Origin of the sequence: Shewanella submarina (assembly GCF_042646185.1) — a bacterium.
GTDB lineage: Bacteria > Pseudomonadota > Gammaproteobacteria > Enterobacterales > Shewanellaceae > Shewanella > Shewanella corallii.
Window position 1 is genome coordinate 41,028 of the sequence record NZ_JBHRTD010000010.1, and the last position, 20,053, is coordinate 61,080.

The 20,053-nt window shown below is 51.3% G+C and carries 20 protein-coding genes; 5 read left to right on the plus strand and 15 right to left on the minus strand.

The window, feature by feature from the left end; all coding sequences use genetic code 11:
• Nucleotides 1-7: 7 nt before the first annotated feature.
• From ACFOE0_RS08400 to ACFOE0_RS08410, 3 genes are read left to right on the plus strand one after another with little or no spacing between them, the layout of a single operon-like run.
• Nucleotides 8-3,139 (plus strand): intermembrane phospholipid transport protein YdbH family protein, encoded by a 3,132-nt coding sequence (locus tag ACFOE0_RS08400; RefSeq protein WP_248937671.1) that lies wholly within the window; start codon nt 8-10, stop codon nt 3,137-3,139.
• A gap of 19 nt (nt 3,140-3,158) precedes the next feature.
• A complete protein-coding gene (locus ACFOE0_RS08405) occupies nt 3,159-3,341 on the plus strand; it encodes a YnbE family lipoprotein (RefSeq protein ID WP_240317127.1) in 183 nt (60 codons plus the stop codon).
• Between the two features lie 13 nt (nt 3,342-3,354).
• A complete protein-coding gene (locus ACFOE0_RS08410) occupies nt 3,355-3,672 on the plus strand; it encodes a YdbL family protein (protein WP_115138206.1) in 318 nt (105 codons plus the stop codon).
• Between the two features lie 2 nt (nt 3,673-3,674).
• Here ACFOE0_RS08410 and ACFOE0_RS08415 read toward each other — a convergent pair whose 3' ends face one another.
• The 13 genes from ACFOE0_RS08415 to ACFOE0_RS08475 all read right to left on the minus strand — a co-directional run bounded on the left by ACFOE0_RS08415 (nt 3,675) and on the right by ACFOE0_RS08475 (nt 17,297).
• Nucleotides 3,675-4,937: a DUF418 domain-containing protein gene (locus tag ACFOE0_RS08415; RefSeq protein ID WP_248937670.1), complete on the minus strand. Its 1,263-nt coding sequence runs from the start codon at nt 4,935-4,937 to the stop codon at nt 3,675-3,677.
• A gap of 77 nt (nt 4,938-5,014) precedes the next feature.
• Nucleotides 5,015-5,767: an SDR family NAD(P)-dependent oxidoreductase gene (locus tag ACFOE0_RS08420; protein WP_248937669.1), complete on the minus strand. Its 753-nt coding sequence runs from the start codon at nt 5,765-5,767 to the stop codon at nt 5,015-5,017.
• Between the two features lie 410 nt (nt 5,768-6,177).
• Entirely contained in the window at nt 6,178-8,979 is a 2,802-nt protein-coding gene (locus ACFOE0_RS08425; RefSeq protein WP_248937668.1) for an ExeM/NucH family extracellular endonuclease, read from the minus strand.
• A 492-nt stretch (nt 8,980-9,471) separates the two neighbouring features.
• Nucleotides 9,472-9,858: a VanZ family protein gene (locus ACFOE0_RS08430; protein ID WP_248937667.1), complete on the minus strand. Its 387-nt coding sequence runs from the start codon at nt 9,856-9,858 to the stop codon at nt 9,472-9,474.
• Between the two features lie 56 nt (nt 9,859-9,914).
• On the minus strand, nt 9,915-11,159 hold the full coding sequence (locus ACFOE0_RS08435) for an ABC transporter permease (protein WP_248937666.1): 1,245 nt from the start codon (nt 11,157-11,159) through the stop codon (nt 9,915-9,917).
• Complete coding sequence (locus ACFOE0_RS08440) at nt 11,156-12,346, minus strand: efflux RND transporter periplasmic adaptor subunit (RefSeq protein ID WP_248937665.1); 1,191 nt, start codon at nt 12,344-12,346, stop codon at nt 11,156-11,158. The genes ACFOE0_RS08435 and ACFOE0_RS08440 overlap by 4 nt, the downstream gene beginning before the upstream one ends.
• Nucleotides 12,343-13,515 (minus strand): efflux RND transporter periplasmic adaptor subunit, encoded by a 1,173-nt coding sequence (locus ACFOE0_RS08445; protein ID WP_248937664.1) that lies wholly within the window; start codon nt 13,513-13,515, stop codon nt 12,343-12,345. The genes ACFOE0_RS08440 and ACFOE0_RS08445 overlap by 4 nt, the downstream gene beginning before the upstream one ends.
• The gene (locus ACFOE0_RS08450) at nt 13,508-14,470 is read right to left on the minus strand and encodes an HlyD family secretion protein (protein WP_248937663.1); all 963 of its coding nucleotides are present in this window, start codon (nt 14,468-14,470) and stop codon (nt 13,508-13,510) included. The genes ACFOE0_RS08445 and ACFOE0_RS08450 overlap by 8 nt, the downstream gene beginning before the upstream one ends.
• Entirely contained in the window at nt 14,460-15,146 is a 687-nt protein-coding gene (locus ACFOE0_RS08455; protein ID WP_248937662.1) for an ABC transporter ATP-binding protein, read from the minus strand. The genes ACFOE0_RS08450 and ACFOE0_RS08455 overlap by 11 nt, the downstream gene beginning before the upstream one ends.
• Nucleotides 15,147-15,261: 115 nt before the next feature.
• Nucleotides 15,262-15,612 carry a hypothetical protein gene (locus tag ACFOE0_RS08460; RefSeq protein ID WP_248937661.1) on the minus strand — a complete coding sequence of 117 codons (351 nt, stop codon included), beginning with the start codon at nt 15,610-15,612 and terminating at the stop codon, nt 15,262-15,264.
• A gap of 35 nt (nt 15,613-15,647) precedes the next feature.
• Nucleotides 15,648-16,043 (minus strand): hypothetical protein, encoded by a 396-nt coding sequence (locus tag ACFOE0_RS08465; RefSeq protein ID WP_248937660.1) that lies wholly within the window; start codon nt 16,041-16,043, stop codon nt 15,648-15,650.
• A gap of 79 nt (nt 16,044-16,122) precedes the next feature.
• Nucleotides 16,123-16,719, minus strand: a complete 597-nt coding sequence (locus ACFOE0_RS08470) for a GNAT family N-acetyltransferase (RefSeq protein ID WP_248937659.1) — start codon at nt 16,717-16,719, stop codon at nt 16,123-16,125.
• 83 nt (nt 16,720-16,802) lie between these two features.
• Complete coding sequence (locus ACFOE0_RS08475) at nt 16,803-17,297, minus strand: GNAT family N-acetyltransferase (RefSeq protein ID WP_248937658.1); 495 nt, start codon at nt 17,295-17,297, stop codon at nt 16,803-16,805.
• 84 nt (nt 17,298-17,381) lie between these two features.
• Here ACFOE0_RS08475 and ACFOE0_RS08480 point away from each other — a divergent pair, with 84 nt between their 5' ends.
• On the plus strand, nt 17,382-18,011 hold the full coding sequence (locus tag ACFOE0_RS08480; protein ID WP_248937657.1) for a chemotaxis protein: 630 nt from the start codon (nt 17,382-17,384) through the stop codon (nt 18,009-18,011).
• The gene (locus ACFOE0_RS08485; protein ID WP_248937656.1) at nt 18,011-18,754 is read left to right on the plus strand and encodes an MBL fold metallo-hydrolase; all 744 of its coding nucleotides are present in this window, start codon (nt 18,011-18,013) and stop codon (nt 18,752-18,754) included. The genes ACFOE0_RS08480 and ACFOE0_RS08485 overlap by 1 nt, the downstream gene beginning before the upstream one ends.
• Nucleotides 18,755-18,785: 31 nt before the next feature.
• On the opposite strand, the gene ACFOE0_RS08490 is transcribed toward ACFOE0_RS08485, so the two are convergent.
• Nucleotides 18,786-19,334: an NAD(P)H nitroreductase gene (locus ACFOE0_RS08490; RefSeq protein WP_248937655.1), complete on the minus strand. Its 549-nt coding sequence runs from the start codon at nt 19,332-19,334 to the stop codon at nt 18,786-18,788.
• A gap of 101 nt (nt 19,335-19,435) precedes the next feature.
• Entirely contained in the window at nt 19,436-20,020 is a 585-nt protein-coding gene (locus ACFOE0_RS08495; protein WP_115138573.1) for an HvfX family Cu-binding RiPP maturation protein, read from the minus strand.
• Nucleotides 20,021-20,053: the final 33 nt, after the last annotated feature.

A 20,053-nucleotide genomic window follows, 5' to 3' on the forward strand; every position in this document is an offset into this window, starting at 1 on the left:
CCCTTTGATGACAGGCAGAAAACTGCTGCTATGGCTGACCGGCATACTGCTGGCAGCCACTGTCATCTTGCTGCTCAACTATCAATGGCTGACCAAAACGCTCGTCAATCAGGCACTTGAACCCCACCAAATCCAAATTCAACAGCTTGATTTCAAACTCACTGACTCTGATACCATTGCTGTTGACCGGTTACAGCTTGAAAACCGGGGAAATCAGCTCACCCTGACCGGCTTACAGCTAGAGCTTCCCGTCCCCTTCTACCAGTTCTCCATGGAACAAGTTGGCAAGACCCAAGTTAAACTGCAACGGCTGGATTTAAACCTGATCCGCCTGCCCCCGGCATTGCTGCCCCGCAAAAGCATAACCCCGGGAACGGCCCCCGGTTCCCAATCCGAACCTTTGCCCCCGCTGCCTTCAATTCAGCTCCGGCAAGCCCAACTCAATCTCGCCGGACTGCCCCTGAGAATTGGAAATATTAGTTTTGAGAACGTTGGACTTGGAAACATTAGTTTTGAAGAGGTTGGCTTAAACAGCAGCCCCGCAGATACAGGGGAAGACAAAGCTCAGCGCAGCGCTGCCAACAGCATCAGGTTTGCAGGGGATCTTTATCCAGCCTACTTATCAAATTCTCAGCAAGCGCCACAGCAGCCATTAATCCAATTAACCGGTGAACTGAGCCGCTCTGCGGTGCATCTGGATGCCCAAAGTCCCCTTGGCCTGTGGAATCAAACGCTACAGCAACTTGAGGAGCACCCACTCCTCACAGCCTTAATCCCGGCACAAACAAGGGAAATACTGGAGGCTATCAGCCAATTACAGCTCGAAGGGAATGCCCATCTGGATCTTGATTATCAGTTTGATGGACAGCTGCTGTTAACAGGAAAAGTCAGGTCATTGTCTGTCTCCGCCCCTCTGAACACTCTGGTTGCCAAATTTTCCGGGACAGGCACAACCAAAGATATAGTCGGAGAAGAGAACAAACCCAGCGCCACCCCAGATACCCGGGAAAATGCTGAAGTTATCTCCCTAGGTTCAGACAGTATCGAATTTTCCCTGAGCTCAAGCTCACAAGACTCAGCCAGGGGTAAAGGAACCAGCATCACGCTATCGCCCGGCAGCCTAAAGCTGAATAACGCCTTCGCTCTGCTGCCTCAATCAGATAACTGGCTGGCTGTCACCAACAAACTGGAGTTGAATAACAGCAGTGAACTTCAACTTGCCTGGCAACAGCCAATACAGGTTTCCCATGCCGTTGTGGAAGATAACCGGACAAACACTTTCCTCAGAGTGCAAAGCCCGGGAGAGTTGCGGCTAAGTGCAGGCAAACAAGCTTTGTCGCTAAGGCAAACTGAACTCAGCTGCGCACAAGGTTGCAGTGTGAGCTCGGACTGGTACACCAAGCTCCAGTTCCAGGAACTCAATTGGCCCCTTCACTCTATTGCCGGCAACTCAGCTAAAAATAAGAGCACACAGCCACCTGCACATTTATCTCAGTCAAGTACATCACACCTAAATGCATCACAGTTAAACCAGTGGTCTATCAAACAGGGCAAGCTCAAAGGAGAAGGCAAGCTGACTGCAGCTTTTAGCCCTGAGAAGAGTTCTCAAAAGCAGGCTGACGCTCCACAGCCCGCCTCTTCCCAGCTGCTCTTGAGCGCAAGTTTGCAACTGGATGCAAACCAGCTTGATGGTGAAATGGCTGAGAACCAGCAGAGACTGTCACTCACCTCCCCCTCTATGAAAGCTGAGCTGAGTCTGGGCATGAATGGCGATAAACTGAGCCTGCATAAGCCTCAGTTTGCACTGTCCACACAGGGTTTTAGATTCATCTCATTAAACCGTGAGCTTTCCGGCGTCGCAGAGCTCAGTGCCAGTGGTGAGCAACTCGCTCTGTGGCAACCGCTGGACAAACAGGCACCACAGGCCATGTCATTGGATATTTCAGCCCGAGAGTTGAAGCTCAATCAGCAAGGGGAGCTATGGAACCTGCCTCTTACCAGCCTGAAACAGTCTCTGCAGTGGCAACCCACGGCTACCGGCCAAACGGGACAAATGACCACCAGTGAGACCTGGCAAATTGGCGCCCTGCCTGTCACCAGTCACCACCAGCTTGTGAATATGGGCCAACAGAATTGGCGCCTTACCGGACAATGGCAAAATCAAAGCCTGCTGCCCACGCTGGAGCAGCTACTGGCCTCCACTCTGCCCGCAGAAATGTGGAAGCAATATCGCCCCAGGGAGCTTAGCCTCAGTGGTATGTTGGAAACCCAGGTGTCAGGCCAGGCGAATTTAGCCCTGCCAATTCTCAGTCGCCCTCTTCTTGGTGATGACAAGATTGAGCCTCAAGCCCGGAAGATGCAGCTTGGCCAATGGCAGCTTAAGCTTGCGCCAAGGCTGAGTCTGGTTAAAGCCAGTAAAGGCGCTGTCAGTGCTGAGAATGGCAAAGTCTCGGCAGTATGCCAGCTTTCCTCGGACTCAAATTCAGTTAACTGTCAGCAATTGGCTGTCACACTGGAGACCTTTAATCCTGGGCTACCGATCAACGACATTACACTCGATGGCCAAATGGATATTGACACCCTGGGCGATGGGGGCGAACTGAATATCAAAGGTGGGGGCGAGCTGTTGGGTGGTGAGTTTTTATTGCCTCAGTTTAACCTGAGCCGCAACGATACTTCCCATGCTTATCTGGTACTACAGGGATTAAGCTTGCCGCAATTGCTGGCGTTACAACCACTGGAAGGCGTCACCGCAACCGGAATCTTTGATGGTGTTTTGCCCGCTAAAATTGAAAAGGGCAAGATCAGTGTCAGTGGCGGTCGTCTTGCAGCCAGAGCGCCAGGAGGGCTGATTGCGGTGACCGACAACCCAACTGTGCTGTCACTCAGGCAATCTCAGCCACATCTGGATTTTGCATTTAATGCGCTGGAACATCTGGAGTACAACACACTGGCCAGTACCTTTGATATGCAACCCGGGGGGGAAGCCGAGCTTAAGGTTCAGGTTAAAGGCCGCAGTCCCGGTATAGAAAGACCTATAGAATTCAACTACAACCATGAGGAAAATCTGCTGCAACTGTTGCAAAGCCTGCAAATAGGCAACACACTGCAACAACAGCTGCAAGACTCACTCGAATAGGGGAATTTCAGTGAATGTAATCACCAAGACGTCGACACTTGTTCTACTGCTGCTGGCAGTGGGAGCCTGTACTCCAACGGTCAAAATTGAGCCCCCGGACAAGCCCATAGTGATAGACCTTAATGTCAAGGTTGAACACGACATCCGCATCAAAGTCGACAAGGAGCTGGATAGCTTGTTGACTGATAAAAGCCTGTTTTAAAAGGAGTCCTGATATGAAATATCTTGCCGGCCTGATGATAAGCCTGATGCTGTGTGCCAGTGCTTTTGCCATGACACTGCAGGAAGCCAAGTCACAGGGGTATTTGGGTGAGCAACTTAATGGCTATCTGGGCCAGGTGGTTGCCAACAGTGACGCCGCCGCAGTGATGCTGGAAGTCAATACCAAGCGTAAAGCTCAGTACCAAAAAATCGCCAAACAAAATGGCGTAAGTCTGGCTTTTGTGGAGCAGCAAGTTGGTGCCAAGGCGATTGCCGCTGCCAAGTCCGGAGAATTTATTCAGAGCGCTCAGGGTAGCTGGGTTAAGAAATAACCCTAATTGCGTTTAAGCAGTGGCGGCAGAGTCCACCAGGTCAATGCCCGCCACAGCCACTCCATAGGTCCTTGCCTGAATACCGCCAGCCACAATCCACTCACGACAATCTGCATCAAGCCTATACACACAGCCACCAAAAACAGTGCCTCCCGGCCCAACTGCGCATACCAACCAAGTCCATAGCCGAAAAAGATCAGCGCCATAATCAATGACTGCCCCAGATAATTGGTTAATGCCATGCGTCCAACATTGGCCAATGCTTTTTGCAGCGTTTTCCCCCCGTCTCCCCTCCCGATCCAGAGGCAAAGGAGTCCAAGGTATCCCAGGGACATGAGTGTCGACGCCAGAATATTGGGCACCAGCCCAAAACTGAACCAGGCGGACATACTCCAACCCATATCATGATTCCACCAAAGCCCGAACAAAGACAATGCAAAACCGCCGCCCACACCTGCAAATGCCAACCTCTGATAGAGCCGGACTGGCGCGCTGCCGCTGAGCCACCCCATGCGCAGCAGAGCAACGCCGATACACATCATGGCAAATGCCTTGAGTGCCACAGAGAAAAACCAGTTCAGCAACACGAAGTCAGCTCCGGTAGCCATTTCGCCACCATCCCAATTGGCCCCTCGCAGAAAATGCATCAGTTGTTGATAATCACCCTGATAGAAGGCTTTCATCGCAATCAGCTGTTCAGCATCCGGCGCAAAAAAAGCCCCCAAATCCCGCCAGGCCGCATCGCCCAATGCCTCATGACTGACGCCATCCATGGTTCCCAGGAAAGCCGCGCCAGCCAAACACAGGCCGGCGATGATCATCAAGTTAACCGCTCTGAGATTAAGCAGAGGAAACAACATAAAGCCGAGCATGGCATACAAGGTGAGAATATCGCCGTTCCAGAGAAACCAGGCATGGCTTATCCCGATCACCAATAACCACAACTGGCGTCTGATAAAAATGCCGCCTGCACTGCCCTGTTCGGTTCTAAGCTTGTCGCATAACAAAGCGGCCCCGGCCCCATAAAGCAGAGCGAACAGCCCCATAAACCTCTGGTCAAAAAACAGATAAGAAACAGCAAAGAAGGGGTAATTGAGAGGATTATCAGTATCCCATGACATGGGGTTCAAATAGGCACTCATGGGCATGGCAAAACTAATAATATTCATAAAGGGCAAGCCCAGCAGCGCAAACCCTCTGATAATATCCAGACTCTTCAGCCTCTCTCCCGTGGGCGCGCCTGTACCCAACTCTTTCCCTGACAAATCCGAACCTCTCCAGTTAAATTTTGACCATGCTGGCACAGGAGCCAACAAGAGTCGAGCTGGTCAGGTAATAGTGTTCAACCGGGCCAGACAGTCTGTTCAGCGCCGCCATCCAACTCCAGCATCTTGCCGGTTATCCAGCTTGAGCTGTCGCTGGCAAGAAACAGTGCAGCCTGCGCAACATCCTCCGGGGTTCCCATCCGCTTGAGTGGAGTGCGTTTGCACATGGTATCCAGCATCTGCTCCGGGGCCGCAGCCAATAAGGCATCAGTCAGCACAGGACCGGGCTCAATACCATTAACCCGGATACCGGGAGCTAGCTCCTGGGCCAATAAACGGGTTAAATGTGACAAAGCGGCTTTAGCCGTTCCATAAGCCGTAAACTGGGTTTGTATGTAGCGAGCTGCCGCTGAGGAGATATTTATAATCGCCCCGTCATCACCCATATAAGGCACGCACAACTGAGTCAGAGCGAATGCCGGAGTCACATTAAAGGCAAATAGCTCTTCAAGAAGCTCCGACTGACATTCCAATGCGTTGTTGGGGCCGCCTCCGCCAACATTATTTACCAGAAGATCAATTTTACCGCTGACCGCGACGCTCTTTTCCATCAACGCCCGGCGCTGCTCTGGCCTGGTAACATCAGCAACCACTGCAACTCCACGCCCATTATCTGACTCAATCTCTGAGATAAGCAGGTCCAGTTCAGTCTGGTTTCTGGCACAACAGATCACCACTGCGCCCTCACTGGCAAACAGCCTGGCAATGGCTCTTCCAATCCCTTTGCTGGCACCTGTAATAAGCGCAGTTTTCCCAATTAGTTTCATCATAGTTCCCGGTTATCCCAATACAGATACAGCTTGTCATGATGACAAAAACGGGAAATCGTCTTGCGGGACTAATAGGGTCTGTTGACCTTTGAAGATGGTTTTTGCAGCTCTTTGTCGTTGTTTTATACAAAGCAACGCGATTGCGGTGTAGTTGTTCTACATAAATGAGCGTTAATGCAGTAGAAAGCGACGACAAACGCTGCGCGAAGGGCTCGGCTATACGCGCTTTACTCTTTGTTGCAAGGTATTTGCTTAGGCCCACTAGGCGGCACACCTTCCGTCGCGATTAAAGCGCGTCTATCTCGAGCAAAATTCAACCATGAAAGGTCAACAGACCCTAATACTTCACAGGATGTCGAAAATAAAAAGCCGGCGCTGACAGCGCCGGCTTAATCACAACAGAATCAGTGTCAGAAATTCACACTGGTGCTGTCCTGCAGACCATTATCATCGGTCACTGTCAGTGTCACTTCATCGGCATCGCGACCACGATAGATGGCAAAGCGGCTGTTTCTGACAGTGCCATCGTTGAACTCCCAGTTGTGGCTGACAACACGACCATCCGGGTCATAGCTGCGCGACAGGAAGAAATGCAGACGGAAGAAGCTTGCATGATAAACCCGGGCAACCGGAGAGCGACCGGCATCTACCGTCACGGTTTGAGTCACACTCGCCTGACCTCCCGCATTATCTGTCACTGTCAAAGTAACCTGATAATCTCCGGAAGCACCGAACCTGTGGTTGACCTGCTCGCCAGAGCCTGTGCTGCCGTCACCAAAGTCCCACATCCAATTGACAATCTCACCATCAGAGTCAGTTGAGGTTGAGGTGAAACGCACGCGGTTACGGTTTGCCTGATATTCAAAGGCAGCTTCCGGCAAGGCATTGGTCGGCGTCATATCCAAAGACAGAATGACAGGGTCGTGATCAGATGAGCGATAAGCATCTGCTGCATACCAATCGATTTGCTGGGACGAAGATTTAAACTCAGTGTTGTAGTCCAGCGCCCTTGGCTCATCGGCATTGATATTCCAATGTGCACCATCCACCAGTTTCTCGGCCAGAGCGGCATTCAACAATGCATGGTCAAGACTGCCGGTTTCACCGGAGAACACATAGGAGTACTCATCAGGCTTCTCAAGCAGGGTGAACAGGTTTTCATAACCTGCAGATTCCAGCTCAGTCACAGGATCTTCCATGGCATAAGCATTCAGGTCACCCATAACCACAATAGCCTGCTCAGGATACTCACTGGCCAACCAGGTATGGATAGCTTCAGCTGCACGGGTACGGGTCAGGTTACAGTTACCCTGACCGTCGCCCTGATCCGGGTCACCCAGGCTGTCACAGTTACTGCCCTTGGACTTAAGGTGATTGACCGCTACCACCATGGATTCGTCTGTGGCGACATGGGTAAATGCCTGAGTCAGCATTGGACGGTTTTTGGTATCCAGGAACAGCGGCTGCCCATCTGCATCAAGTGGAGAGTTACCACTGTCCAGGATAGAAGCAGCACCTTGCGGGCTGACTACAGCCGGACGATAGATAATACCAACTGCAATGGCGTCGGTACCGATTTGCGATACACCTGGGTTCAGGTAGGCGAACTCGGTACTGCCGGCAGCAGCATTCAGTCCGTTAACCAGATCTGCAATGGCACTGTCAGCACCATATCCGTCGTTTTCAATCTCCATCAAACCAAACACATCGGCGTTAATTGCCAGCATAGCGTTGATGATTTTGTCTCTTTGACGGGTGAACTCTTCAGCAGTATCTGCACCACGTGGGGTTGGGAAGCCACCGCCCACGCCATCACCATTGAAGTAGTTCAGTACGTTAAAGCTGGCTACCTTGAGGTTACCTTCAAGTGAAGGCGCCTCAGTACGGGCATTGGTGTGAACTACGTTCACGGTTTCGGTCGGCATCACACGGTATTTGCTGAATGAATAATGCAGCACGCCATCCAGATCCGTGACGCTGTCCCCCACCCTCAGGGTGTTGGCCGCACTCAGCTCAGGTGCAGGATATACAACAGGATCCGGGTTCTGCGCGGTTTGATTGTCATCCATCACAATCGAGTCTTTGGCATTGGCAGCGGATACCGCCAGTGCAGGCGCGCCCGGCTCAGCGACCTGAGTCCCAATATAGTGGCGACTTGAGCCCAGAATCACTTCACCAAAGCGGGCAAGGTTATAGACATCGTTGACGACCAAATTCTGCGGGAACTTCACCAACATGCCTTCAAAGGCTTCCAAATCACCGACCTCAGTCACCGGCAAGCTTACCGATACAGAGGAAGGCATAACCTGATCGCTGCCACACAGCAGCTCATCACTGATGCTGCCCAACTGAGTCAGATTGTAAAACTCAGTCACCTGACCACGGAAACGCACCAGATCACCTGCCTGATAACTGATATCCGTTGTCCCCAGGTAAATAAACAGACCTTCAGAGGTCGCGGCGTCAGCATCAACGTCCGCATCAGGCGTCTGTACGTACAAGCCCTTCAGTCCAGGCATGACAGCAGTAACCACGGCCTGAACGTCCGCGGTGGTATTGACCAGAGGGCTGGCATCGCCGCTACCCTGAACAGCATGAATCGCTGTTGCTTCAATATCACAGGCAAAATCTACCGGCGGTGGAGGTGGCGGTGTAGTACCACCGTCGTAGTTGCCCAGATCATCAAAGGTATCATTGGCAAAGCCTTCCCAGCCTGCCAGAGTCACGGCATCGTCCACTATAGTGTCGGCAGTCAACTCAGTACGGCGCAGGGTATTGTTGGCGGTAGACAGGTCACCACTGCCCCACTCACTACCCGGATCAACGCCCACCTGGCCCAGACTGTCTACCACAGTGCCGTTCTTTTGCAGCACAATGGCATCATCACCATTAAAAAAGCTGGCTGAACTGGTGAGATCAGTGACCGCTAAAATAGCAGGATCAGCACCATCATCGGCAACAACATAAACGTCACCGGCGGCCAGATTTCCACTCAGTGAAATTCGGGTATTGGCACTGGTTGAACCGTTGAAATAGATATCGAGTTGATATGCGGATAAATCGATAGAAGCAGAAGTTGGATTATATATTTCGACCGCTTTATTAAGAGAACTGCCTTCTACATATTCAGTAATAATAAGATCATCGGCAGCATAGGACATCATACTGACCCCGCTCAAAGCGAGCGCCAGCACACGTCTTGAATTGGACATGGTAAACCCCTAAAAGTCTATTGACAGTTATTTCTTGGCAAATTAACCAAGGTGTAAGCCGGTACAGGCTTCACGTTTGCCTTTAGTTTTCAGCCGGGATTTGATACCGCATAACTCAACCCCAGATTACGCTAATATACAAGACAGGAGTTACAATAAAATGTCAACAAAGTAGCAACATACAACCTATGTCACTGCATATTTACTCTCTATAGGTATTTACCGCTCAAATATTAACCACCACAATCATTTGTTTGTTTTATTGAGAAAACAGGCTCGAAACAAAATTATATTTACCAATAAAAAACAGCGTGATAAACAAAAACAGCCATTCCATTTATTTTGTTGAGTTTATCAAATTTATTTACAGGACAATTATTACCTTAGATATAACCCTGGTATTTGTCAGGACAATAGTCATTGGCTCTCACTTTAATCCCGATTCATTAGTGAGCGCAGTTAAACCTTTTAGTGGCAGAGATATAGTCCTGTTCAGTGGCGGCTCATCCAGGCATACATTTTCACAGCCACAAAACTGAATAAAATAATCCCGGCTGCATCTGCCAATAAATCTTGCCAGTCGAGAGTGCGATTAGGGAGAAAGGCCTGGCTGCCCTCTTCCAACAATGCAAAAAGGGTAACCAATAAAGTCCCTGTTAATATCGTCACCCTGCCAATACGCCAATATCGACAGGACAAGGCCAGGTTGGCGACCAGGGTCAGCATTCCAAACAAGCCAAAATGCCCCAACTTATCGCCGTAGGGGACTCCTGCTATAAACTGAAAAAAGATGCTCTGCTGGCCAGTATTGGCCAGATAGATAACCCAAAGAATAAATCCGAAAAAGCCCAGAGCCAGTGCTGAAAGCCAATACTTCATTTCAATACTCATATAAATGGAGAAGGGAGCAGATGCTCCCTTCTTTAATTTGGGTATTAATCCCGCTGCAATGCCACTATAGGATCAAGCTGCGCCGCTTTTCTGGCCGGGTACAGGCCAAAGCCTATGCCTACCGCCATACAAACCCCCAGCGACAGCAAAATAGCAAAAGGGGACCAGGCAACCGGCCAACCCGCCGCGGTTGCAATCACCATAGCCAACAACATGCCCATGGCAATACCAATAAGCCCGCCTGTGGCTGAAATCACCACACTCTCCAGCAGGAACTGTCTGGCAATATCTTTCTGTCTGGCACCCAGCGCCCGGAGCAACCCGATCTCCCCGGTTCGTTCCAGAATGGTGGCCAGCATAATATTCATAATGCCTATCCCCCCTACCAGCAGGGAGATCCCGGCAACACAAGCCATCACGATATTAAAGATATTCTGGGTGCGCTGGTGTTGCGCCAAAAGATCCGCCGGAACCACCACATCGAAATCCTGCTCACCACCATGGCGACGTGACAGCAGATGATTCAAAGATGCCGCGGCCAAAGACGGTTCTACGCCATCGGCCAGAGCCAGCTTGAGCCTGTCCAGCTGATCTTCAAGTGGAGCAATATTCATCTTCTTCAGTGCGGTACTCAGGGGAATAAACACCTGGTTACGCTCGCCGCCGAGTTTAACGCCTTCAATTTTGGACTTAATCTCCTCCCCCTCGGCCAGCACCCCAATCACGGTAAACCACTGATGATTGACCTTGATCAGTTGCTCAAGCGCCTGTCCCCGGGGAAACAAACTTCTGGCAGCCTCGGGGCCCAATACCGCCACCTGGGTATAGTGAAGTTCATCGTCTTCATTGATCGCCCGCCCGGAAGCAAGCTTCATGGCACTGAGTGAAAAATAGCTGGGCGTGACACCCACGACTCTGGCATCACTGGTACCATTGGCGCTGAACAGGCTATAGGTTTTTATCTGCTTCTCTGCACTCCACTGGGTGATAAAGGGCAAGGTATCACCAACCGAATCCACATCCCGCAGGCTGAGACCGACACTGTGCTCCCGCACCGCTTTAAGCGACTCACCTGTCAGAGGACGACTGTCCACCACCAGATTGCGTACGCCCATGGACTCAATCATCTTAAGCGCTTCCTTTTCCGCCCCTTCCCCCACACTCAGCATCGCAATCACTGCCCCGACACCGAATATCATCCCCAACAACGTCAGAGCAGTACGCAGTTTATGGTGGCGCATTTCAGCAAAGGCCTGATTAATACCCGGCCAGATCCCCGACTGTCTCATCTTATTTCTCCCGGCCGGGTCAGTGCCACGACATCACCAGATTGCAATCCACTGGCAATCACTGTGCGGTTAAGGCTGCGTTGCGCAGGTTCCACTGTTTGCTGACGAAACTCGCCGCCATCGCGAACAAATACCCAATACTCACCATCCTTTTGGAACAAAGCCTGGTTAGGCACGGTAATGCCAGTGTCCAAATCCAGCACATCTATGCTGGCGGTGACCTGACGTCCGGGTTTCATCAACCCGGGCAAGGTCTCATCCAGTGCGACCACCAGCTCAAAGTAGTTCACCGGGCTGTCTTTCTCTCTGGGTTTGGCCAGCGCGTCCACCTGAGATACTGTGCCAGTGAAAACCCTTTCAGGGTATGCATCCAGCCTCACCTGAGCCCGTTTGCCAACGGCCAGTCCCGCGGCTTCGGACTCAAGTACATAGAGTCTGGCCTGCATCCTGGATGTATCAGGCAATATGCCTATCTCCATGCCCGACCACACCATGTCACCAATCGCTGGCTCTTCACCACTCCAGCCACGGCGATAGACAAAAATGCCATCATGGGGAGCCTTGATCTCCATAAAGGCCAGATTGTTCTCGTATCGGTTCATCTTGCTCAAATGGCTTTTCTGTTTCAGCTCCAGCAAAGATTGCTCCGCCTGTGCCTGACTGTCATGCTGATCAAGTCCCCACCCCAGATAGTCCTGCCGGGCTTCCAGGTAGGATTGATTACGCATCTGATCGATAATGTCTATCTTGGTGTAGACACGCTCATCCTCGCTGAAAAACCGTCTTGCCAGCTCCAACTCTTCATCGTTGACGTCAGCATCCAGGTTCAGCTGGCGACTGGCAGTAGTGTCTTTCTCAGTCTGTATCTCTTTGTCCAGACCCAGCTTGTCGAAGGCAAAACGCTCCAGCTCAAGATTGTGGCTCTCCCGTGAAGGGTCCAGTCTGGCAACAACGTCCCCGGCCTTTACTTCACTGAAGTTGTCCCTGATCCAGGCCAGAGACTGAGGTCCTCTGAGGCGGGGAGGAACCGTGACCGCTGTGGATTGGCTGGCCTCCAGCTCTCCCTGGGCGGGGATCCTGACTTCCAGCCCGGAGTCGGCCACAGTCATGGTCAATACATCCTGGCGCGCACCATCACTGCAGGCAGCCAACAGCCCCAGGGTAAACATTGCATAAATCAGTCTCATGGCATGCGTACCTCATCACCCGGGGTCAAACCGTCGACTATGGTTACCATGCCATCTCCCCTGACGCCGACTTCAACCGGCTGGCGTCGGTCACCAAACAGGGATGGCACAAACACATAGGCTTCTCCTGCATCGTAATGCACGGCCCTGCTGGGCAATAACATCGCATCGGCACGGGAAGGCAGCTCAATTTTGATTTTGGCAGTCATCCCCGGACGCATGAGTTCGGTATCCGGGTCGTCAATACTGGCCAGGGCGTCGAATACCATTAACGGCATCTCCTGATTCTTGGGCCTGAATACGGCGCCAAGCTCGGTGATCTGCCCCAGAAATCTGCGCTCTGGGTTGGCATCGAGACGAATACTCACCTTTTGCCCCAAAGCCAAACGTCGGGCTTCGACTTCAGGTATCTCCATTTTGACCCGCATCATAGTCAAATCAGCGATGCTGACGACCGTGCCACCGGCAAAAATAGACTGACCTTCCTGAATTTTGTTGCCCTCGGGATCTGTGCCATAAACCAGAATCCCCTCTCTTGGGGACTTGAGCGTCATCGCCTTAATCGCGTTCTGCAGAGCACTCACCTCAGATGCAAACTTCTGCCTGTCGCCTTCCAGCATGGCTTCGCGCTGGGTGATACTCGCTTTCTCCAGTTCCAGCTTACGTTTAACCAGGGCTACTCTGTCTTTGGCGATTTCCGCATCCCGTTGATATTTGAGCCTGTCAATTTTGGCAACAGTGTCATCAGAGATGTTGAACTTCATATCTGCCTTTTCATGCTCCATTTGAGCCTGAGCAAGATCCAGTTTAAGTTCCTCTATCTTCTGTGCATTTCTGAGTCGTGAGGTTTCTATGTCCTGCACTGTGGCATCCAGCTCCGCCTGCTTTACCTGAAGTCGCTGAGCAATTTCCGAGGTGTCCAAACTGGCCACCACAGTCCCTTCGCTGACCTGCTTTCCTTCCGGTGCTAACTGCTTCACCTGATATTGCCAAACCCGCCTCAGTGCCGGTGGCATCATGGATACAGTCCCGGCAGATTCCAACTCTCCGGTCACTTCAATGGACTGAGGCAAGGCTCCCTGAGTCACCTCAGTCAAAGGGGCTTTTTCACAGCCGGACAGGACCAGTGTCGCCATCAGCAATGCCAACAGGTTTCTGTTATCAGCCATTGGATTTTTCCTCCAATACCACCTGCACACTCATGCCCGGTTGCAACACCAGATCCGGAGCATCAATACTCAGCTCCACCTCAAACCAGTTACTTTGCCCCCAGGCCTGCTTCTGCTGTGCCTGGCTACTGATTCGGGTGACTCTGGCGTTAAACTCATTTTCTAACTGGGCATCCAGTCTCAGTGTGGCACTGTCGCCTATGGCCAGTTTGTCGATATCAACCTCATTCACCCAGGCTTTTACCTGCAAACCATCCATGGCTGGAATATCCGCAATCAAGCGTCCGACCTGCACAGTATCACCAACCTCTGTCTTGCGTTTGGAGCGGAAGTTGTAGGCATAAAGTAAGGGGCCGGCAAATCTGGCTTTCAACTCCAGACTGTCGAGATCTGTCATGGCGCGTTCCAATTTGAGCCGCGCCTCTTCGCGGTCCAGAGCCAGCTTTTCCATCGTTGCTTTCTGCCTGGCCTCCGCCTCTTCCAGGGCTTTTTTGGCCTTGCTCAATTCAGCCCTGGTTTGCAGCAAATTAAACTGGTTATCGGCGTACTCTTTTGCCGCAATAAACTCAGCCGGGATCTCGGCATCCAAACCGGCTTTTTCCACCTCCAGTCTGGTCTTTTTGAGATTAAATCTGGCCTGCAGTAAAGCAGCCTGAAGCTCATTTTTCTGACTTTGCTCCTGAGCCGTTACCCTTAGCAAAGTCGCTTCCAACTGCTCAATCTGATTATCGATCTCGCTTTTATCAAATATCACCACTGTCTGCCCCGGACTGGCTACCTCCCCTTCGGGAAGCATCCACTGGATCTGATAGCGCCAGGCTCTGCCGGCTTTGGGGACAGTAAAACGCTGGGATTCGGCTGAGGCAATCTGCCCTGACAGCACCAATGCCGACGCAGGTAGAGGAATGGCCAACAGTGCACCAAGACTTAAACAAAGAGAAAGGTTACGCAGCATGATTATCACGCTCTTCTATTTTGACTATCTGACCATCCCGCATGCGAATGATTCGCTGGGCATAAGCAGCGACCTCCTCTTCATGAGTCACTAAAATGATGGTTTGTCCGGCCCGGTGCAGCTCGGTGAACAGTTCCATAATCTCCACCGAGGTTTTACTGTCCAGCGCCCCGGTAGGTTCATCAGCCAACAAAATGGCAGGTCGATTGACCAGTGAACGGGCAATGGCTACCCGTTGACGCTGACCACCCGACAGCTGATTGGGTCTGTGGTCCATGCGTGTGTCCAGACCAACTCTGGTAAGCAGGGCTTTAGCGTGGGTTTCATCACCCGCAGGAGAGTCAGAGAAACGCAGTGGCAAGAGCACATTGTCCAGTGCAGACAGACGGGGTAACAGGTGGAAGCTTTGGAATACAAACCCGATATCCCGATTACGGGCTGCCGAAAGGTCATCGTCGCAGAGTTCTGCGACTTCACGGTTGTTAAGACGGTAGCTGCCGGACGTGGGGCGGTCCAAGCAACCAATAATATTCATCAGAGTGGATTTACCGGAACCTGAGGGGCCCATAATGGCCACAAATTCATTGGCCTTAATCTCGAAGCCGACCCCTTTAAGGGCCTGAACTTCTGCCTCCCCCATGCGGTAGGACTTGGTCAGCCCGTTTACTGTTATCATTCTATGTAGCTCACAACTTTCCCTGCCAGTTCAGCAGTCTGCCTTGCAATGGCAGACAAGCCAATACTGTTTAAACTAATTTGCAATCCATGCAAAGCCGCACAACGAATAACGGTTACAAAAAACTTGAGAGCAATACCGCAGTTACTGCCCCCTGCACCAACCATAGCCAGCGAGAAAGGCTTTTCGCCGGGCTTTCTTCAGTGCTCAATCGGTAGATTTCCCAGATGGCGGCCAGGGCATACTGCAGAGCGATAAAGAGTAACAAAGTGTAATTCTGGCCAAGATTAAGCAGCTCGAAACCGGCGGCCGCCAACACGATAACCGCCAACACCTGAGGAACCATGAGTCCGGCAATCCAACGCTGGGAAACGCCGTTTTCCAACGACTCCCCTCTCAGCTCTTTTAACTGCATTATCAATACAGCCAGTGCTAAAAAGGCCGCAACCAATATTCCTGGTGTCATCCGATTTCTCCTGCCAGTTAATGTGGCCAGCGCAATTACATTGTTGCCATGATCCAGTAATCCAGTCTGGCCTTGGGGTCCGCCATAATGGCTTTACATTTATCCTTGTAAGTTGCCATAAGGCCTCGCAGATCGCTGGCATCCTTCATGGTCATAATCTTGTTCTGTCTTGCTTGCTCCAACGCCTCAGCCAGGGCTTCAGCACCAAGATACTGGCCTGCCAGATTCTGGGCTTCCGTAGCCTGAGATTTCAGCCTGGATGACACAGCCGCCATTTGCGGAGAGTCAACCGCGGCAATGGCTTCCGATGCTATCTGGTAATAAGCAGCGCAATCCATCAATTCACCGGTAAAGGCTTGCTCGGCCTCACCCGCCATCGCAATTGGAGAGCAAAATACTGCAGCCAAAAATGTCATTTTAAATTTCATCATCTTTCCCCTGATATGAAGCTTCAACTCCAGGGCTCAGTGTCATCCTGGGACAGCCCTGTCTTAATTAGTGTTCCCGAAGCTACGCATGACGTTGCAATCTGAATTCCAGGTCATGTTTTACCGCCGCCCATTCACTGTCGAGAATCGAAAACACCACAGTATCGCGGCGGATGCCATCTTGTGTGATTCTGTGATTGCGCAGCACGCCATCCTGCCTGGCACCCAGGCGGCTGATAGCCTGGCGGGATCTGTGGTTGTGCCAGTGGGTTCTGAACTCAACGGCAATCACGCCGAGAGTTTCAAAGGCATAGGTCATCAGCAGCAATTTCGATTCACTGTTAATACCCGTCTGCCAGCAGCGTTTGGCATACCAGGTATAACCAATCTCCAGTCGATTATGGGGCCTTTCCCAATTGCAGATTCGGGTACAACCAACTATGTCACCGCTGCACTTATCCCTCACAGCAAACGCAATAGCGGTACCCTCAGCCTGCATTGCCAGCGCTTTATCAACATAGGCAGAGACATCTTCAGGACGGGGCACGCCGGTAAACCACAGCTCCCACAAATCGCCGTCGGTTACCGCAATTTCCATGGCTGGAATATGCTCTCGTGATAGCGGCTCGAGGTTTACCCGATTGCCCTTAAGAAAAATATCTTGTGTTGTCGCAGTCACACCGACTCCCTGGTGCGTGATTCAAGTCGCATCAAATTACCAAAACGGGAGCCGGATCGCGATAGAGGCGAAAAAATTTATCTTCAGCGGTAAAGGTCTACGGAAGAGTCGTCTGGAGAGAGTTTGATAGTAGAGTGAAAGCGCAGCCCCAGCTTTTTCAGTAGCGAGATGGAGGGACCATTGTTACTGTCGACGATAGCAACAACCGGGTGGATATTTTTCTCTTTGGCTTCCTGCATCACGGCAACACAGGCTTCAATGGCATAACCCTGTCCAAAATATTCTGGCAGCAGAGCGTACCCTATATCCACATGCTCAAGTTGCGGCCGTTTCACCAGGCCACACAGTCCGACAATGTCGCCAGTAGCCTTCAACTGAACCCGATACATGCCAAAGCCATTTTCCCGATAACTTTTCACCGGCCCATCCAGGATATATTCGACAGCCTGCTGCTGTGTGCGCACACCTCTGTCACCTATATAGCTGAGAAACCCCTGACTGTTGAGCAGTGCCAACATAAAATCTGCATCGGTTTCATCCAAATGGCTTAGGGTCAGTCTTTCAGTTTGAATCATCATAAGTATTAATTAATTTAGTAGCTTAACCAGCATAACAGCACATAGGGACTATACTTTCCAGAAGTCTTACACGGAGTGTTTACTATGACTGCTCAGCCGCCCCAAAAACGCCCCTATTATGTCATCGTGGCCCAGGTCGCCGCCGAACTGAATAAAACCCTGGCAAGCTGCCGCAAAATCAACCTTACCGCCAGCAATGCACAGGCGGCATCAACCCGGATTGGTAATGCTGCAATGGGATTTAAGGTGTTGACCCATTTTATCGACGAGTTGGCCAGTGAAACCCAAAAGGCCGCCAGAGATATCAACTATCTGGCCCGTCAGGCCAGTACCCTCTCCACCTATATTGCCCGCTCCCAAATGGCATTGAAACAGTTTGCCCATGCCAGGCAAAAGCTGGGGCTCCATACCGCCCAACCTGCCATGAAACGCGCCGAGGAACAAACCAGAGAGAAGTTTCACAGCCAGCGCAGCGAGTTCAACGGCATGATAGAGCAGATCCAATCCAACCTTGATGATCTGAAGAAGACACTGAGAACAGCCAATGCATTGGCTTCAGTGTGCCGCATCGAAGCCTGCCGGGTAGATAAGCAAAACCAGGACACCTTTATCGGTGTTGCTGACAAGGTCGATGAAGTTGCAGAGGCTATTCGTCAGCGGGTGGATACCGCTGTCACTCTGTTTACCCAAACTGAAGAGAAGGAAGCCGCCTGATGAAATGCCACCAGCTGATTGAAACCCCAACTCACAAATGGGTCTTCTTTGGGAGAGATCCTGAAAAACCCAATAAAATTATCGATACCAACCAGTACATGGTAGTAACCTCAAATAAGGCGCTATTGATGGATCCGGGCGGTATTGAACTGTTCGCCCCTATGCTGGCAAATATCGTCAAAATGATTCCTCTGGAGCAGCTGACCCACCTGTTTGCCTCCCACCAGGACCCGGACATTATCTCCTCCCTTGGACTCTGGGATCAGACGCTGCCGGATGCCAAACTCTATTCAGCCTGGATGTGGGAAGGCTTTATCCGCCATTTTGGGATGGACAATATCAGTTACGAAGCTATACCCGATGAAGGGATGAGCATTAACCTTGAGCAGGTTGAACTGAAATTTATTCCTGCCCACTATCTGCACTCTTCGGGTAACTATCACGTCTACGACCCGGCCGCCAAAGTGTTGATGTCAGGAGATGTAGGGGCTGCACTGGAGGGCCCGGAAGCAGACATATTTGTAGAAGACTTTGACGCTCACACTCAGAAGATGCGCTTTTTTCACCAACGCTGGATGCCCTCCAATGCCGCCAAAAATGACTGGATTGCCAGAGTCCGGCAGCTGGATATTGAATACCTCTGCCCGCAACATGGACGGATTTTTCAGGGTAAGCAGGTCGCTCAATTCCTAGACTGGTTCGAACACCTGGATGTAGGAACTGGCCTCAATAAAAGCGCATAAACAGAAAAAGGGCCACAGGCCCTTTTTCACTTTAGAGATATCGGCTGAAGGATTCCCCGGACTTTAGTGGTTTAATGGGTGCATTGACGGCTGGTGTTCCCACATATAAAAAGCCTACTATTTGATCCTGCTCTGCCAGGCCAAGCGCTGTGTGAACATGGCGACAAAAAGCATAGTCGCCGCTGCGCCAAATCCCCCCGAGCCCCTGAGCAAACGCTGCCTGCTGCATAGCCATTACAGCACAACCCGCCGCCAGTTGCTGCTCCAATTCAGGCACTTTGGGGTGTGGCTGACATTTGGCCACGACAGTAATCACCATGGGGGCGCGAAACGGCAAGTTGGCTGCCTTCTCTATTTTTGTTTCATCGGCATGGGCAGCAACGGCAGACGCTTTAAAGATATCCGCCAGCTTTTGCAGTCCTTCGTCCTGAGCAATAATAAACTCCCAGGGCTGCAGCGCACCATGATCTGGCGCTCTGGCACCGGCATCCAATATGGTTTGTAACTGCTCAGCATTCGGGCCCGGGGCCTGCAATCGTGGGCAGGATTGACGGGTAAGTAATAACTCCAGTGCTTGCACTAAAACTCTCCCTATATGTTTTTATTTGCCAATACCTTACCACAGACCGAAACAAAAAAACCCACCAAAAAGGTAGGTTTTTAAACTGTCAGCTCATGAGCTTATTTGAGGTATTTACGGCTCAGGAAGTAGTCGATGCTCGTGTAACGGCCACCACCGAACATAAACAGCACCAGCAACATAACAAAATAGGTGATGGCAAACTCGATACCATTGTTGAGCACCACAAAGTTACCCGAACTGGTCAACCAATCGTAGTTGCCGTATTCCCCCAGAATCTCTTTGGCACGACTGAGTTTATCGGCAGAAGCAATCACCTGCTCATTGGCCAGCCAGGAGGAGGGATCAGCAATTGCCAGCCAACCATTCTGCCAGTGCACAGCAAACGCGGCCACTAACATGGTTACCATCATGGGGATTGCCACCAGCCGGGTCGCCAATCCCACCAGCAGCAAAATGGCGCCAAAGAATTCGGTACCGGCAGCAAGCGCTGTCATCACCTCAGGCATAGGTAAGCCAAGTCCCCAGTCGGGATTCCCAAACCAGGCCGCGGTATCTTCAAAGTTGGATAGCTTGTTATAACCCGCCTGCATCAAAACAGGGGCAAGATAGATTCGAATGGCGAGAGGGGCAAGTCCATCAAATTTAGTCAGGCCGTCCAGCAGTTTTTGTACAAGTGCAATCATCAATGAGCCTCTTGGTGAATGATTAGTTTTCTC